The sequence below is a fragment of the Acinetobacter sp. TR3 genome, assembly GCF_027105055.1.
Taxonomy (GTDB): domain Bacteria; phylum Pseudomonadota; class Gammaproteobacteria; order Pseudomonadales; family Moraxellaceae; genus Acinetobacter.
The window spans coordinates 3,020,294-3,035,178 of sequence record NZ_CP114264.1 but is presented as its reverse complement, the minus strand read 5'-3'; the positions used below and the strand labels follow the sequence as shown (position 1 = coordinate 3,035,178).

The 14,885-nt window shown below is 39.7% G+C and carries 16 protein-coding genes and 2 tRNA genes; 9 read left to right on the top strand and 9 right to left on the bottom strand.

Going from position 1 to position 14,885, the window contains the following annotated elements; translation table 11 throughout:
• Position 1: 1 nt before the first annotated feature.
• The 3 genes from O1449_RS14575 to O1449_RS14565 are packed head-to-tail and all read left to right on the top strand — an operon-like array spanning position 2 to position 1,370.
• Positions 2-619 (top strand): DUF1294 domain-containing protein, encoded by a 618-nt coding sequence (locus O1449_RS14575; RefSeq protein ID WP_269238671.1) that lies wholly within the window; start codon positions 2-4, stop codon positions 617-619.
• Between the two features lie 31 nt (positions 620-650).
• On the top strand, positions 651-1,043 hold the full coding sequence (locus O1449_RS14570) for a DUF4870 family protein (RefSeq protein WP_046739924.1): 393 nt from the start codon (positions 651-653) through the stop codon (positions 1,041-1,043).
• 12 nt (positions 1,044-1,055) lie between these two features.
• Positions 1,056-1,370 (top strand): antibiotic biosynthesis monooxygenase family protein, encoded by a 315-nt coding sequence (locus O1449_RS14565; protein WP_046739925.1) that lies wholly within the window; start codon positions 1,056-1,058, stop codon positions 1,368-1,370.
• 15 nt (positions 1,371-1,385) lie between these two features.
• Here O1449_RS14565 and O1449_RS14560 read toward each other — a convergent pair whose 3' ends face one another.
• Positions 1,386-2,315 (bottom strand): DMT family transporter, encoded by a 930-nt coding sequence (locus tag O1449_RS14560; RefSeq protein WP_442865272.1) that lies wholly within the window; start codon positions 2,313-2,315, stop codon positions 1,386-1,388.
• 63 nt (positions 2,316-2,378) lie between these two features.
• Here O1449_RS14560 and O1449_RS14555 point away from each other — a divergent pair, with 63 nt between their 5' ends.
• A complete protein-coding gene (locus O1449_RS14555; RefSeq protein WP_269238670.1) occupies positions 2,379-2,930 on the top strand; it encodes a helix-turn-helix domain-containing protein in 552 nt (183 codons plus the stop codon).
• Positions 2,931-2,972: 42 nt separating this feature from the next.
• Here the strand turns inward: O1449_RS14555 and hisA are convergent, their stop codons facing one another.
• The 5 genes from hisA to hisB form a co-directional block, all read right to left on the bottom strand.
• Positions 2,973-3,704, bottom strand: a complete 732-nt coding sequence (gene hisA / locus O1449_RS14550) for a 1-(5-phosphoribosyl)-5-[(5-phosphoribosylamino)methylideneamino]imidazole-4-carboxamide isomerase (protein ID WP_004659990.1) — start codon at positions 3,702-3,704, stop codon at positions 2,973-2,975.
• Positions 3,705-3,770: 66 nt separating this feature from the next.
• Complete coding sequence (locus O1449_RS14545; RefSeq protein WP_269238669.1) at positions 3,771-4,433, bottom strand: 3'-5' exonuclease; 663 nt, start codon at positions 4,431-4,433, stop codon at positions 3,771-3,773.
• A gap of 141 nt (positions 4,434-4,574) precedes the next feature.
• The gene (locus tag O1449_RS14540) at positions 4,575-5,078 is read right to left on the bottom strand and encodes a DUF805 domain-containing protein (RefSeq protein WP_269238668.1); all 504 of its coding nucleotides are present in this window, start codon (positions 5,076-5,078) and stop codon (positions 4,575-4,577) included.
• Between the two features lie 152 nt (positions 5,079-5,230).
• On the bottom strand, positions 5,231-5,848 hold the full coding sequence (gene hisH, locus O1449_RS14535) for an imidazole glycerol phosphate synthase subunit HisH (RefSeq protein WP_269229412.1): 618 nt from the start codon (positions 5,846-5,848) through the stop codon (positions 5,231-5,233).
• A complete protein-coding gene (gene hisB / locus O1449_RS14530) occupies positions 5,848-6,441 on the bottom strand; it encodes an imidazoleglycerol-phosphate dehydratase HisB (protein ID WP_000194096.1) in 594 nt (197 codons plus the stop codon). Before hisB ends, hisH begins: the two co-directional genes overlap by 1 nt.
• A 103-nt stretch (positions 6,442-6,544) precedes the next feature.
• Here hisB and O1449_RS14525 point away from each other — a divergent pair, with 103 nt between their 5' ends.
• From O1449_RS14525 to O1449_RS14510, 4 genes are all read left to right on the top strand, one after another.
• Positions 6,545-6,922, top strand: coding sequence for a GNAT family N-acetyltransferase (locus tag O1449_RS14525; protein WP_018678860.1), 378 nt, complete (start codon positions 6,545-6,547; stop codon positions 6,920-6,922).
• A gap of 109 nt (positions 6,923-7,031) precedes the next feature.
• Positions 7,032-7,107, top strand: a tRNA-Phe gene (locus tag O1449_RS14520).
• A 138-nt stretch (positions 7,108-7,245) separates the two neighbouring features.
• Positions 7,246-7,321, top strand: a tRNA-Phe gene (locus O1449_RS14515).
• A gap of 96 nt (positions 7,322-7,417) precedes the next feature.
• On the top strand, positions 7,418-8,155 hold the full coding sequence (locus O1449_RS14510; RefSeq protein WP_269229414.1) for a class I SAM-dependent methyltransferase: 738 nt from the start codon (positions 7,418-7,420) through the stop codon (positions 8,153-8,155).
• 50 nt (positions 8,156-8,205) lie between these two features.
• Here O1449_RS14510 and O1449_RS14505 read toward each other — a convergent pair whose 3' ends face one another.
• The 3 genes from O1449_RS14505 to ompR form a co-directional block, all read right to left on the bottom strand.
• Positions 8,206-9,720 (bottom strand): acetyl-CoA hydrolase/transferase family protein, encoded by a 1,515-nt coding sequence (locus tag O1449_RS14505; RefSeq protein WP_269230387.1) that lies wholly within the window; start codon positions 9,718-9,720, stop codon positions 8,206-8,208.
• Between the two features lie 147 nt (positions 9,721-9,867).
• Positions 9,868-11,322 (bottom strand): ATP-binding protein, encoded by a 1,455-nt coding sequence (locus O1449_RS14500; RefSeq protein WP_269229415.1) that lies wholly within the window; start codon positions 11,320-11,322, stop codon positions 9,868-9,870.
• 17 nt (positions 11,323-11,339) lie between these two features.
• Positions 11,340-12,104, bottom strand: coding sequence for an osmolarity response regulator transcription factor OmpR (gene ompR, locus O1449_RS14495; RefSeq protein ID WP_004657337.1), 765 nt, complete (start codon positions 12,102-12,104; stop codon positions 11,340-11,342).
• A 318-nt stretch (positions 12,105-12,422) separates the two neighbouring features.
• Between ompR and O1449_RS14490 the strand changes: the two genes are divergently transcribed.
• Complete coding sequence (locus O1449_RS14490; RefSeq protein WP_269238667.1) at positions 12,423-14,780, top strand: Tex family protein; 2,358 nt, start codon at positions 12,423-12,425, stop codon at positions 14,778-14,780.
• Positions 14,781-14,885: the final 105 nt, after the last annotated feature.

The window sequence follows — 14,885 nt, the reverse complement described above, 5'->3', positions numbered from 1 at the left end:
TATGCGAGATCAAGGGCGTTTAGTTGAATGGTTCGATGATAAAGGCTATGGCTTTATTCAACCGAATGATGCACATAAAGATCGTGTCTTTATCCATATCAAAGACTTTGCTCGCACAGGGCCGCGCCCAATTGTGGGGTGTGCCTTGGAATATGTGGTCATTTTGGATGAGCGCGGTCGTTATCGCGCTCAGCAAGCAACTTATTTAAAAGCATCACAAGTAATTGAACATCACAGTAAACCTGCTCAGCCGACATCTGCCAAGCGTTGGTCAGTGATGCAGATTGGTATTGTGATTTATATTGTATTTATGCTGATTGCGAGCTTTAGCAAGTTATTGCCGCCGTATACTTTGCTGTTTGTTAGCTTGATGAATGTCGTTAGTTATTGGTTGTATGCGCAAGACAAAGAAGCAGCACAATTGGGGAATCGACGTATTCCAGAGCAGACTTTGCATATCGTGGATTCTTTGGGTGGTTGGTGTGGAGGATGGCTTGCTCAACAAAAACTGAGACATAAAACACACAAACAACCGTTTCGTAAGATTTATTTCTGTACCATAGTCTTTCATATATTGTTGATATGTTGGTTAATTTCTCCACTCAATGTGTTCTATTGATTGGGAGGGGAGTTTTTGGAGATAAATAAAAATGAATTATTCCGTTGATCAAGATCCAAATCGTACTTTGACTTTGGTACTGTATGTACTTTATATCATTGCGATTTTTAGTGGTGGTTTATTGGCGATTATTGCTTTGATTATTAACTATGTAAAACGTAGTGATGTACAAGGTTCGATTTTTGAAAGCCATTTTACTTGGCAGATTCGGACTTTTTGGTGGTATTTGGCTTGGAATATCATTGCATTTATCCCATTTTTCTTTCTGTTTTTTACAGGCGATAATGCCAATGCTTTTGCAGGTGTCGCACTCTCAAGTACTATATTTTGTGGGTTAGTGATTTTTGCTGCATGGGTGTGGATTGTATATCGAGCAATTCGAGGTTTAATTGCATTAAATGATAATAAGCCAATGTATCAATAAATTGGATCAACCATGATTATTGAACATGTACATTTGAATATTAAACCAAATCAAAGTGAAGATTTCGAATTAGCCTTTCAAACTGCGAAAGAGATTATTTATCCAATGGAAGGTTTGAATGCTGTACAGCTCATTAAACATGTCGAAGACCAGCATCGCTATATTTTGATGGTCTTTTGGGATCATATTGAAAATCATACTGAAGGTTTTAGGAAATCTCCTGAATATCAGCAGTGGAAAGCATTATTACATCCATTTTATGATCCAATGCCTGTAGTAGAATATTATCAACCGCATATATTATTAAAAAGAAAGCACCCTAGGTGATAAAAAGAGAGCTATTCAGCTCTCTTTTTTCTTTTCTAATATTTTGAATTTTAATTCACTGACTAAAACACCAAGCACCACTAAACACCCACCGAATAAAGCCAATAATGGCAATCGCTCGCCTGCGATTCTTCCAAACACACCTGCCCAAACAGGCTCACCTGCATAAATAATTGCAGCACGGGTTGGATCGACCATTCGTTGCGCCCAATTCATTACAAATTGAATCAGTGCACTGGCTAAACCCAAACTAATCACTAGAATGCTTAATTGCCATGAAAAACTAGGAATATTATGTTCGCCAACCAATGGCATACTGGCAAATGATAAGAATGATGCAACAGCCAATTGAATAACTGTGACTCGTCTTAAATTAACTTTTCCTGCGAAATAACCAATCAAAATAATTTCTAGCGCAATCACAAAGGCACAAATTAAGGTCAGTGTTTGTCCATAGCTTAAACTGATATTGGAGATGCCATTTCCAGTTAAAAGCACTAATCCAGTAAAAGCGAGTGCAGTTCCTAACCATGTCATCAGAGAAGGTCTTTTTTGGAAAATAACCCACATTAAAATTGGGACAAGAGGCACATACAGTGCGGTTAAAAAAGCAGATTCACTACTTAAAATCGTTTGTAATGCAATGGTTTGGGTGCCATAACCAATCGCAATCACGATACCAATTGCCGTTCCTGCAAGTATTTCTTTTAAAGTTAATCCACGCATTGATTTGATTGAAATGAGCAAGATGGCTAAAGCTGCAACAGCAAAACGACAGCCCACAAAAAACATGGGACTACTAAAATTCAAGACGTATTGCACCGCTAGAAAAGTTCCACCCCAAATCATGGTAATGAAAATAAGTGCAAATTGAGCTGCTTTGGGAGATTGAGATAAAGTTGTCACAACAACAAACCTAATATGGTAGTGCAATATATTGCACATATTGTATTATTTGAGCGTTTTGTGCAATATATTGCACTATAGTTAATTTAATTGCTGATGTAAATGAGCCAAGCTGAAACTGTTCTGCAATATGTAGGAAAAAATATTCGTTATTTCCGAGATCAATCACAACTCAGCCAACAAGAGTTAGCGGATCGTGCTGGTGTGAGTCGGCGTACTATTGCTGCCTTGGAAACAGGCCAAGTGAATATTAGTTTAGCTAAATTAGATGCGATTGCTGCTGTTCTGGCTGTCGATTTTAAACGTATTGTGAGCGCCCCTGAGCTAAGTGAATCGGCTATTGTGGATACGCTTGCTTGGCACGGAAAAGATCAAGATAGTCATGCTAGGCTTTTGGCTGCTGTACCAACACATACCCAAACTGAGTTATGGCGGTGGTCACTTGCAGTGGGAGAGGTGTATTGTGCTGAAGCTGATTCAAAGGATTGGCAAGAACTTATTTATGTTTTAGAGGGTGAATTAAGCCTTGAATTTGAAAATGAAACTCGTGTGATTTGTGCAGGTCAGTCGATTCTTTTTAAAAGTGATGTGCTTTATCGTTATGTTAATCGTGGCACATGCGTATTAAAATTTATTCGTAATGTTCTGTATTAAAGCGAAAGAAGCCACCTAAAAGATAGCTTCTTTTGCATTAGATTACAGGCGATTGTCATCCAACAAGAGCTGTGCTTCACGAAGGTTTAATGTGCCTTCATAAATTGCGCGACCTGTAATTGCACCTAAAATGCCTTGCTGACCTTTTAAGTTGCGAACATCATCTAGATTGGTTACACCACCTGAAGCGATCACAGGTAAGCCAGAGTATTGTGCTAAATGAACAGTTTGCTCAACGTTGACGCCTTGCATCATGCCATCACGTGCAATATCGGTATAGACAATGCTTGAAACACCAGCATCAGCAAAACGTTTTGCCAAATCAGTTGCTTTCACGTCAGTGACATTTGCCCAGCCATCCGTCGCAACCATACCATTGATGGCATCAATACCGACAATGATATGACCTGCAAAGCGTTTGCACGCCTCTTCAACAAACTCAGGCTCTTTTACTGCCTTTGTGCCAATAATCACAAAAGATACACCCGCTTCCAAATAGTGCTCAATCGTTTCTAGTGAACGAATACCACCACCAATTTGAATTGGAAGTTCTGGCTGTGCGCGTGCAATCGCTTCCACCACAGGTTTATGAATTGGCGTACCTGCAAAAGCACCATTTAAATCAACTAAATGTAAACGACGTGCGCCTTCATCAACCCAGTGTTGTGCAGTTGCGACAGGATCATCAGAGAAAACGGTATCGTCTTCCATGCGACCTTGTTTTAAACGAACACATTTACCATCTTTCAGGTCAATTGCAGGGATGATTAGCATGCTTTCGCTCCTAGCGTCATCATAAAGTTTAAATTGGCGATATATTAACAAAGTATTGATCAATCGCTAAGCCTTGTCTGCTGAACCTTGAAGTATTCTTACTATTTGTTGTTGAATTTGAGGAGGTAGTAACTGCTGATGATATAGGTATTGGTATATCAACAATGCAGCATAAGCATCAGCGGCAGCATAATTGATTTGTTGAGGACTTAGCTGTTTGACAGACCAGTTTGAAGTGCTGATTTTTTTGTTTTTGACAAAATAGCGTTGGAAAAGTAGAGCAATCGCAGTTTGTACACCGACTTGAGTGTTATAACCAAAACTCGAAAAACTCTTGGAAAGTTCAATCAGTGATTTGGGTTCAATCCCTTTACGGCGAAAACTACTCACATCATTTTTTAAACCAAAACCAACTTTGAGTTGATGTTCATTTTCTAAAATAGGCTTTAAGAAATTAAGAATGTCAGGCTTTACTTGGAACAGATAGGCTTTTTCATGTGTTGAAAGTTGAATTAAATGGGGGCCTGTAGATTTCTCACCGACTTTGAAGGTCGGTTTAGATTCGGTATCAAATCCGAACACAGCAAGGGCGTGAAGTTCAGTTTGAATTGCCATGCATTGTTCGAGTGTTTGAATCACTAAAATATTTTCAGCACTTAGGTTTTGAAATGCAGGTAATGTACGGATTTGTTCTTTGCTTAAAAGCGCTGTTGCTTGCTGCATTTCCATTTTCTGAAACTCAAAACTTTTGCTTGAGCTTATACGGTTTTGTGGCAATGAAAAAGCCAAGTGAGAAAACTTGGCTTTTAAATCTTATAGATTCAGTTTGATTAGACTTTATCTGATCTAGGTTGGTTCATTTTTTGAAAACTAATGAGGAGCAGACATTGATGCCATCCACATTAAAATGTTGGCAACCATACTTAGGGGGAATAAAACGGCACTAATTAAACCTAAAACTTTTTCCCAACCCTTGGTTTCTCGAACTGGTCCAAAATTATTAGGACCTTCTGTACCTTTGGCACATAATAAATAGAGAATAAAAAATAAATTGATGACAGGGACGATGATCAATAATGCCAACCACGCACTTCGATTGCAGTCATGCAGGCGACGAATCATGAAAACAATTGAAAGATAGTAAAAAGTAAGAGTAATTAGACTGAGTGTTAGTATAAAGATTATGCTTACAGTGTTAGCTCCTTCGGATGTATTTTTATCCAACAAGCTTGCTGAAAAAATAAGAGGAATGATCGCAATAATTAAAAAGATAAGCGTCATCATAAATGACCATCCCAAATAGGACAGTCGACTAAAACGACCTAGTGGGCGCAAAGGGTTATCAGCGATTGTTTGTTGAATAGATGAATTCATTGTATATAACCTAAATGAAGTGTTTTTATATGGTTGTTTAAATTTAAAAAATGTATATACAAGAATTATAAAGAAGAAATTAGAAAATGATAGTTGTTCTTATTTGAAACAGATCAAACGGTACACGACGTTTGATCTGTGATCGGAATGGGTTAGATCTTCCACTCAACAAAGTTTTTTAACAACTGTAAACCAGCCGTATGACTTTTCTCAGGATGGAATTGGGTCGCGAACAAATTGTCTTTGTGAATCGCGGTACAGAAATTCACGCCATAATCACAGGTTGCCGCAGTGATGGCAGAATCTTTTGGTTCAACATAATAACTATGCACAAAATAGAAACGCGCATCTTGTTCAATGTTGTTCCACATTGGATGGCTTGGATCTAATTGATGGACTTGATTCCAGCCCATGTGAGGTACTTTTAAGTTTGGAATTTCAGGAAAGTGTTTAACAACACCCTCAAAAATACCCAAAGCATCTACGCCACCATTTTCTTCAGAGCTTTGTAGTAGTGCTTGCATCCCTACGCAAATTGCTAAAACAGGCTTGTTAAATGCTGCTTGACGTACTACTTCATCAATGCCTGCTTCATGCATGCCTTGCATACAATCACGCATTGCACCCACACCAGGAAATACAATTTTATCTGCTTTGGCGATCAGCTTTGGGTCATTGGTCACATCAACTGTTGCACCGACATGTTCTAAAGCTTTTGCTGCAGAGTGCAAATTACCCATACCATAATCAAGTAAAGCAATACGCGTCATTACAGGCTACCTTTTGTTGAAGCAATGGTATTTTCTGCGCGTGGATCAATCTCACATGCCATACGTAATGCACGAGCTAATGCTTTAAAGACACTTTCAATCTGGTGATGACTATTTTTGCCTTTCAAGTTATCAATATGCAATGTCATTAATGCATGATTGACAAAACCTTGGAAAAACTCTGAAAATAAGTCGACATCGAATGTTCCAATGCGAGCGCGAGTAAATGGAATGTCCATAAACAAGCCTGGGCGACCTGATAGATCAACAACAACACGAGAAAGTGCTTCATCTAATGGTGCATAAAAATGCCCATAACGACGTAAGCCTTTTTTATCACCTAAAGCTTGTGCAAAGGCTTGCCCCAAGGTGATTCCACAATCTTCAACTGTGTGGTGATCATCAATTTCTAGATCGCCATCGCAATGAATATCGATATCAAATAGACCATGGCGCTTGATTTGATCAATCATATGGTCTAAAAATGGAACTCCAGTGTTCAGTGTGCCTTGACCTGTACCATCGAGATTGAGACGAACTCGAATTTTGGTTTCGTTGGTATTTCTTACCACTTCACTGATACGTTGCGTCATGGACACGTTCCTCAAAAAACGTCAAAAATGATTGAATTAAAAACCAATATTTCGCTGTGACGAAAAAGTGACAGCATCATAGTTTGCTCAGGAGGGTTAATCAATGCCTATTACCGTACATGCTTACAGTTCTCTAGATAATCTAGGAATTCGTACTCAGCTCGAGCGACTCTACGATACCAGCCCAGAGTTTGGTGATGGGCAAGATGCAATGGAGCAACTTGCACAAAATCTACAACAATATACCACAGTTTATACTGCTGAATTTAACACCAAAATTATAGGTGCAATTTGGGCAACAGGACAAGGTGAAAGCCGAGTTTTGGAATATATTGTGGTACATCCGTCTAACCGTGGACGTGGAGTTGCAGAACGCCTAGTTGAAGAAGTTTGCCGTATGGAAGAGGAACAAGGTGTAAAGCAATTTGAGCCAGGCTGTGGTGCAATTCATCGTTGTTTATCGCATTTGGGCAAAATCTAGAATTAAAGTCTTATGGGTTTGCGATTTGCAGTAAAATTAGACGTTTGATAGAAAAATCCACAAATTTGCTTGACGCACGTGGGTAAACATTGTTTAATACGCCCACTTTGGCGCGATAGCTCAGTCGGTAGAGCAACGGATTGAAAATCCGTGTGTCCCCAGTTCGATCCTGGGTCCCGCCACCATAATTTGTATTTTCAATCCCCGATCCCATCGGGGATTTTTTTTACCCAAAATTGATTGCGTGAAAAATGGGCAATCAAATCGAAAGTTCATGATAATTATTGACTATTGGGCTGAGATACGGCTTAATACACTCCATTGGCGCGATAGCTCAGTCGGTAGAGCAACGGATTGAAAATCCGTGTGTCCCCAGTTCGATCCTGGGTCCCGCCACCATATTTGAAAAACCCTAAACTTTAGTTTAGGGTTTTTTTTATATCTAAAATATTTTGCTATATTTATGCTTAGTCGAAAACTTTAAGAAAAAGCATTATGAAAGACTTATTTTCTGAGCAGAGTGAACTTTATCAACAAGCACGTCCAAGTTATCCCAAACTGATGATTGAAGCGCTATTGGCACAGATCAAAACACCTGTACATGCATGGGATTGTGGCGCAGGCTCAGGACAACTGACGCAGTTGCTTGCACCATATTTTCAAGATGTGATTGCCACAGATCTCAGTCAAAATCAGCTCGATCAAGCTCCTAGATTTGCTAATGTGCAGTATTTACAGCAAGCCGCAGAGGATACGATTTTCCCTAATCAATATTTTGACTTTATTACAGTGGCTCAAGCCATTCATTGGTTCGATTTTGAAAAGTTTTATGCTGAAGTCAAACGAACATTAAAACCAGATGGTATTTTTGCGGTGATTGGTTATGGCTTGTTGCAACTTGAAGATATCGAGCTAAATCAGAAAATCATTCAGCTCTATACCGAGACTTTAAATGGTTTTTGGGATGCTGAGCGAAGCTATATTGATGAGCACTATCAAAGTATTCCATTTCCGTTTGATGAAATCATTATGCCTAGTTTTCAGATCGACCTGGCATGGACAGGGCAGCAATTGTGGGATTATCTAAATACATGGTCTGCGATCAAACATTATCAGAAACAGCTCAATCTGAATCCATTGGACAGTTTAAAGCAGATTATTTTGAGTCAGCACACGATTAATGTTTCATTTCCTATTTTGTTGAGAGTGGGGCGGTTGCCAGCATCGAAATAAACAAATAAAAAAGCATGTCGAAACATGCTTTTTTATTTGGTCAGGTGGAATTAAGCAGATTTAGCAATCGTCTTATTTTCTAACATATGACCAGTTTCTTCAAAGTTAGAATGCCATGACAACGCTTCACGAAGAATATGCGGCGTATGTCCACCACGTTCACATGCACGATCAAAGTAGTCATTGAGTGCAGCTTGATAGAGTGGGTGTACGCAGTTGTCAATAATCACACGTGCACGCTCACGAGGTGCTAAGCCACGTAAATCTGCTAAACCAACTTCAGTTACCAGAATGTCAACATCATGCTCATTGTGATCAACGTGGCTTACCATTGGTACGATTGATGAAATATCACCACCTTTTGCGATTGACTTGGTAACAAAGATTGCAAGGTGAGCATTACGCGCAAAATCACCTGAACCGCCGATACCATTCATCATTTTTGTACCGCAAACATGCGTAGAATTCACGTTGCCGTAAATATCGAATTCGAGTGCGGTATTAATTCCAATAATACCTAAACGACGTACGATTTCAGGATGGTTAGAAATTTCTTGTGGGCGTAATACTAATTTATCTTTGTAGTGTTCAAGATTGCCAAATACGCGCTCGCCACATTGTGCAGAGAGCGTAATTGAGCTACCAGACGCGAATTTCATTTTGCCAGCATCAATCAATTCAAAAGTACAGTCTTGTAATACTTCAGAATACATGACCAAATCTTCAAAGTTGGAATCTTTAAGACCAGTCAAAACTGCATTTGCAATTGAACCAATACCTGCCTGTAAAGGACCTAGGTTTTTCGCTAAACGACCTGCTGCAACTTCTTTTTCAAAGAAAGCGATGAGGTGATTTGCAATCCCTTGAGTTTCATCGTCAGGCGCAGTCACAGTTGAAGGTGAGTCGGCCGTATTATTAAAAACGATGCCTACGATTTTTGCTGGGTCAATTTGGATTGCAGTTGAACCGATACGGTCATCCACTTGGGTTAATGGAAGTGGGGTACGTGTTGGGCGATAAGTCGGGATGTAAATATCGTGTAAGCCCTCAAAGTTTTCGCTGAGAGAGGTGTTGATTTCTACAATCACTTTTTCAGCAAAAATTGCAAAACTTGCTGAGTTGCCTACAGAGGTTGTTGGTACGATATGACCATCTTCTGTAATTGCAACGGCTTCAATCACAGCAATGTCAGGACGTTTGAGCTGCTGATTACGCATTTGCTCTACAGTCTCAGATAAATGCTGGTCAATGAACATCACTTCGCCGTTGTTGATTGCACGACGTAATGTGTTATCAACTTGGAATGGCATACGACGAGCAAGTACACCTGCTTCGGTCAATTGTTTGTCTAAGTCGTTACCGAGGCTTGCACCTGTAATTAACGTGATTTTTAATGGATTTTTTTTGGCTTGTTCAACCAGTGCTTGCGGAACAGCTTTTGCTTCTCCAGCACGAGTAAAACCACTCATACCAACCGTCATATCATTTTCAATAAAGCGAGCAGCTTGCTCTGCACTCATCACTTTGTCATGTAGGGTAGCAAGGCGAATACGACTTAAAGACATCATCCATTCTCAATATACTTTTTAGTTAGATATGGATTTTAGCGTCAAAACTTGAAAAGGGAATTGGACTACGGCTAAGGTCTAATATGTGAAATTCGTGATATTTTTTTAGAGATAAAACGAGTTATTTTTCCATCACCAATTGTTCTAAAAATGTCCAGTTATGGTCTGTTTAATTTTATCAATCGCATTCGTTTGAGATTCTTCAAGATTTTCATGGTTGAGTGGAAGTGAAATCACCACTTCTAAACCACCTTGCTCGCGGTTGCGAATGCTAATTTGTCCCTGATGAATGTCAACAATACGTTTTACAATGGCTAAGCCGAGGCCACTTCCTTGAATCGTACGTGCTGAATTACCACGAACAAAGGGTTGCATGAGTTCTTCAACTTGATCGGGTGGAATACCTTCACCATGATCAGCGACGGTAATCAGAATATGATCATCAACATGACTTGCCGATAATTCAATTGGTTCTGCGCCATAACGTTTGGCGTTGTTGACTAAATTCGCAATCAAACGTTTTAAGGATAGGCTTCGCGCAGGGATGATGGGGAGCTCTTGTGCTTCAAAACGAATATCTAAAGGCTTAAATTGTACAGCGACTTCTTGAAGCAATGTATTGATATTGGTTTGTGATAGTTCTTCATCAGATCCATCTCGCATATACGAAATAAATTGATTCAGAATCGCATCCATATCATCTACATCGTAAATTAGACCTTCGCGGAAAAACTCATCTGGGAGCATTTCTGCAGTAAGGCGAATACGCGTCAGTGGCGTACGTAAATCATGTGAAATCCCTGCTAGCATGATTTGTCGATCGCGTTCAGTTTGCTCAAGCGTATATACCATATGGTTGAATGCTTGGTTTACTTGACGTATTTCGAGTGGGCCATGATTGGTGTCAAGATAAGGTGCTTTACCAGTTTTACTATAATTGTTGGCAGCATTCTGTAATCGACGTAATGGTCGATTCATTTGTCGGACAAGCGTTAAAATAATAATTGAAGAAATAATTGGAACGCCAAATAGCCATGCTGCAATCAGTTCCACACTGTAGTTGGTATATGTTTTTAGTGGTTCACGCACCCAGTTACCTTGCATTTCAGGCGTTTGAATCCAAATACGTGGTATCGGTTTGAATTTGAAGTAAACGGTAACTTGCTGAACACCTAACTCTTTGGCGAGTTTGGTTTCAATTTGATCAGTAAATAGTTCAGCAAGGAATTTATTTTCGATTACAGGAAATTCTTTGGGATCGGTAATGTATTCAATCCCAATTCGATTTTTGAGCCATGTATCGACATCAACTTCTGTATCACGATGTAGAATCCGAATATCAGGATTATTGACTAACTCTAATTCGATGGCGAGATAACGCGCATGTTGTTGTAATTCTGGTAAATATAACGTTCGCCAAAAGAACCACAAGGACATAAACAAGCTAAAAACGACCGTGAACAATACCAAGATCGTGGTACGCATAGCCGCAGAACGTGGTTTAATTTTATCTAAAAAACGTTCCCATTTTGTTCGCGGTCTTTCTGAATAAGTCGCGAAATCTGTAAATGCTTGTGGATCAATTGGTTCAAGTTTCAATGAAGAATTTCCTAAGCTTACTCTGCACCATCTGGAACAAATACGTAACCTACACCCCAAACTGTTTGAATATAACGGGCACGCGCAGGATTATCTTCGATTAAACGACGTAGACGAGAGACTTGGACATCAATCGAGCGCTCCATCGCACCCCATTCACGACCACGTGCCAAATTCATCAATTTATCACGAGTTAAAGGTTCGCGAGGATGTTGAACCAAAGCTTTTAATACTGCAAATTCACCTGTCGTTAACGTGACCACCTGACCTTCACGCGTTAAAGTACGTGTAGAAAGGTCGAGCGACCATGGACCAAAACTTACGACTTCAACTTGTTGACTTGGTGCACCTGGTACTTCACGGACTTGGCGACGTAAAACGGCACGAATTCGTGCTAATAGTTCATTTGGGTTGAATGGTTTTGGTAAATAATCATCTGCACCCGCTTCAAGACCCGCAATACGGTCAGAATCACTACCACGTGCCGTCAGCATAATAATAGGCGTGTCGATATTAGACTGACGTAAACGACGGCAAATACTTAAACCATCTTCAACAGGCAACATAAAATCTAAAACGATAAGCGAAAATAATTCACGTTGTAGTAAACGATCCATTTGTGTTGCATCATGGGCTGTTTTTACCACAAAGCCTTTATCTTCTAAAAAGCGTTGTAATAGAGTACGCAGACGCACATCATCATCGACCACTAAAATGCGTTCGACGCGATCTGTCTCATGATGTACGGTTTCCGTCGATTCGGCAGGTACAACTAAACTCATGATGTGCTCCTTTATCGTTTATTGTCATCGTCTTTATGCAATGCTAGGGAGTATACGATTCATTGCACAGTTTTGGCTATGTTATAAAGCAACAAATATTGCCAATAAAATCAAGAGATAGATACCAAATGTATACAGGTAAAATTATGACAATCGATCTATTTTTCAATATTTAGGCGAAAAATTCTTAGTATTTTATAAGTATTTATCAATTAGCATAATCTACTCTAAAAATATTCAAAAAAACAATAGTGGATTTTATAGTCACGGACTTTATAATCAGTGCTTTTAGAATTAACCCTTGTGGAATCAATCACGATGACTGACTTAGTTCAGCAGTTGGCAAATGAACTTGCCGTACGTCCAAACCAAGTAGAAGCTGCTATTCGTTTAATTGATGAAGGCGCTAGCGTTCCTTTTATTGCACGTTACCGTAAAGAAGTCACGCAGGGCTTAGACGATACGCAATTACGCCAACTCGACACACGTTTAACTTATCTACGTGATTTATATGAGCGTCGTGAAAAGGTGATTCAATCTTTACAAGAACAAGATAAATTAAGCGATGATTTATTAGCACGTGTAAATGCGGCTGAAACGAAAAATGCATTAGAAGAAATTTATGCACCGTACCGTCCAAAACGCACCAGCAAATCATTTAAAGCAAAAGAAGCTGGTTTAGGTCCAATAGCTGAAAAAATTATTGCCGATCAAGTTGATCCGACTGATGCATTGGCAGGTTTTAGTCATGAAGATTACCCAGATATCGAAAGCCAACTTGATGCAATTCAGCATATCTTGATTGATGATTGGGCACAAAATATTGGATTAACCACTGAATTAAAACAAATTTTTTCTAAAACAGCAGTTCTTAAGAGCGCGGTTGCTTCTGAAGAGAAAAAAGAAGTCGGTAAAAAATTCCGTGATTATTTTGAGTTTTCTGAAAACCTAAATAAATTACCTTCTCATCGTTTATTGGCGATGTTACGTGGTCGTCAAGAAAATGTATTGGGTTTAAAAGTGGACGGCGAAGATGATACGCCGTTAGCTCGTATTGAAACTGAATATAATCTTGATCAAATTCAACCACAAAGCCGTCAAGATTATTTAAAACAAACTGCAAAATTATTTTGGCTTGGTAAGATTCGTCCGCAAATCGAACATTCATTATTGACTGATAAGCGCTTAGCTGCTGAAGCTGAAGCAATGGATGTGTTTGCTGAAAATTTACGTCATTTACTCCTTTCTGCACCAGCAGGTGGTCGTACCACTTTAGGTGTTGATCCTGGTATCCGTACAGGCGTGAAGCTTGCGGTTGTGAGTGATGCAGGCGATGTTCTAGCACATAGCACAATTTACCCATTTGCACCGAAAGAAGATAAACAAGGCTCAATTACAGAGTTAGCTCGTTTATGCAGAGAGTTCCACGTGGAACTTATTGCGATTGGTAACGGGACAGCAAGCCGTGAAACCGAAGCAGTTGTAGCTGAAATGATGGCTGCCAATACGGATTTAAATCTGACACGTATTACTGTCAGTGAAGCAGGGGCGTCGGTTTATTCAGCAAGTGAATTGGCTTCACAAGAGTTGCCAGAGTTAGATGTTTCAATTCGTGGCGCGGTTTCAATTGCGCGTCGTTTACAAGATCCATTAGCTGAACTCGTTAAAATTGATCCTAAATCAATTGGTGTGGGTCAATATCAACATGATGTGAATCAAACTGGTTTGGCAAAAACACTGGATGCAGTGGTTGAAGACTGTGTGAATGCGGTGGGTGTGGATGTGAATACCGCATCTCCAGCGATCTTGGCATATATTGCAGGTTTAAATAAATCGATTGCACAGCAAATCGTTGAATATCGTAAAGAACATGGTCGTTTCGACAACCGTCAAGCCTTGAAAAAAGTGCCACGATTAGGTGAGCGTACTTTTGAGCAATCAGCAGGCTTCTTACGTGTTCAAAATGGTTCTGAACCATTGGACGCATCAGCAGTTCACCCAGAAAGTTATGGCGTTGTTGAAAAGATTGTTGCAGCAAAAGCGACAACGGTAAAAGATATTATTGGTAATACTGAAATCATTCGCCAAGTCAAAGCAGATGAGTTTGTGGATGACAAATTTGGTTTGCCGACGATTCAAGATATTTTAGCTGAACTTGAAAAGCCCGCGCGTGATCCACGTCCAGAGTTCCGTACTGCCAAGTTCCGTGAAGATATTACGGAAGTTGCGCAACTCACTGAAGGCATGCAGCTTGAAGGTGTAGTGACCAATGTGACCAACTTCGGCGCGTTCGTGGATGTGGGTGTGCATCAAGATGGTTTAGTGCATATTTCTGAACTTGCGAATGAATTTGTTTCTGATCCGCATAAAGTGGTGAAACCAGGTCAAATTGTGCAAGTGCGTGTGATGCAAGTGGATGTGGAGCGTAATCGTGTGAATTTAAGTATGCGTGCAGAAGGTTCTGCACCTGCTAAAGCGCCACGTCAGCAACAGCGTCCACAGCAAGAGCGAACTGAACGTTCAGAGCGTAAGCCTCAAGGTCAACGTCCACCACGCAAAGAAGGTGACTTTAAGCGCCCGCAAAATAACAAGTCAAAAACTGAAAAACCACAAGAGCAAAAAATTGGTGGTTTAGGTGCTTTGTTATTACAAGCAGGGCTTAAGGGTTCTAAATAATTTCAAATTCGTTTAAAAAAACCTCCCTTCTGGGAGGTTTTTTCTTTTTGCTTAAAGATGATTTAATAAAGTGATTGAGTTATAAAAAAGCAATTTTGTTCTATA

What these genes read in the sequence shown, in the direction of transcription:
- O1449_RS14575 (WP_269238671.1), top strand. Translation starts at nt 2, where the DNA reads ATGCGAGATCAAGGGCGTTTAGTTGAATGGTTCGATGATAAAGGCTAT.
- O1449_RS14570 (WP_046739924.1), top strand. Translation starts at nt 651, where the DNA reads ATGAATTATTCCGTTGATCAAGATCCAAATCGTACTTTGACTTTGGTA.
- O1449_RS14565 (WP_046739925.1), top strand. Translation starts at nt 1,056, where the DNA reads ATGATTATTGAACATGTACATTTGAATATTAAACCAAATCAAAGTGAA.
- O1449_RS14560 (WP_442865272.1), bottom strand. Translation starts at nt 2,315, where the DNA reads ATGTGCAATATATTGCACTACCATATTAGGTTTGTTGTTGTGACAACT.
- O1449_RS14555 (WP_269238670.1), top strand. Translation starts at nt 2,379, where the DNA reads ATGAGCCAAGCTGAAACTGTTCTGCAATATGTAGGAAAAAATATTCGT.
- hisA (WP_004659990.1), bottom strand. Translation starts at nt 3,704, where the DNA reads ATGCTAATCATCCCTGCAATTGACCTGAAAGATGGTAAATGTGTTCGT.
- O1449_RS14545 (WP_269238669.1), bottom strand. Translation starts at nt 4,433, where the DNA reads ATGGAAATGCAGCAAGCAACAGCGCTTTTAAGCAAAGAACAAATCCGT.
- O1449_RS14540 (WP_269238668.1), bottom strand. Translation starts at nt 5,078, where the DNA reads ATGAATTCATCTATTCAACAAACAATCGCTGATAACCCTTTGCGCCCA.
- hisH (WP_269229412.1), bottom strand. Translation starts at nt 5,848, where the DNA reads ATGACGCGTATTGCTTTACTTGATTATGGTATGGGTAATTTGCACTCT.
- hisB (WP_000194096.1), bottom strand. Translation starts at nt 6,441, where the DNA reads ATGACGCAACGTATCAGTGAAGTGGTAAGAAATACCAACGAAACCAAA.
- O1449_RS14525 (WP_018678860.1), top strand. Translation starts at nt 6,545, where the DNA reads ATGCCTATTACCGTACATGCTTACAGTTCTCTAGATAATCTAGGAATT.
- O1449_RS14510 (WP_269229414.1), top strand. Translation starts at nt 7,418, where the DNA reads ATGAAAGACTTATTTTCTGAGCAGAGTGAACTTTATCAACAAGCACGT.
- O1449_RS14505 (WP_269230387.1), bottom strand. Translation starts at nt 9,720, where the DNA reads ATGTCTTTAAGTCGTATTCGCCTTGCTACCCTACATGACAAAGTGATG.
- ompR (WP_004657337.1), bottom strand. Translation starts at nt 12,104, where the DNA reads ATGAGTTTAGTTGTACCTGCCGAATCGACGGAAACCGTACATCATGAG.
- O1449_RS14490 (WP_269238667.1), top strand. Translation starts at nt 12,423, where the DNA reads ATGACTGACTTAGTTCAGCAGTTGGCAAATGAACTTGCCGTACGTCCA.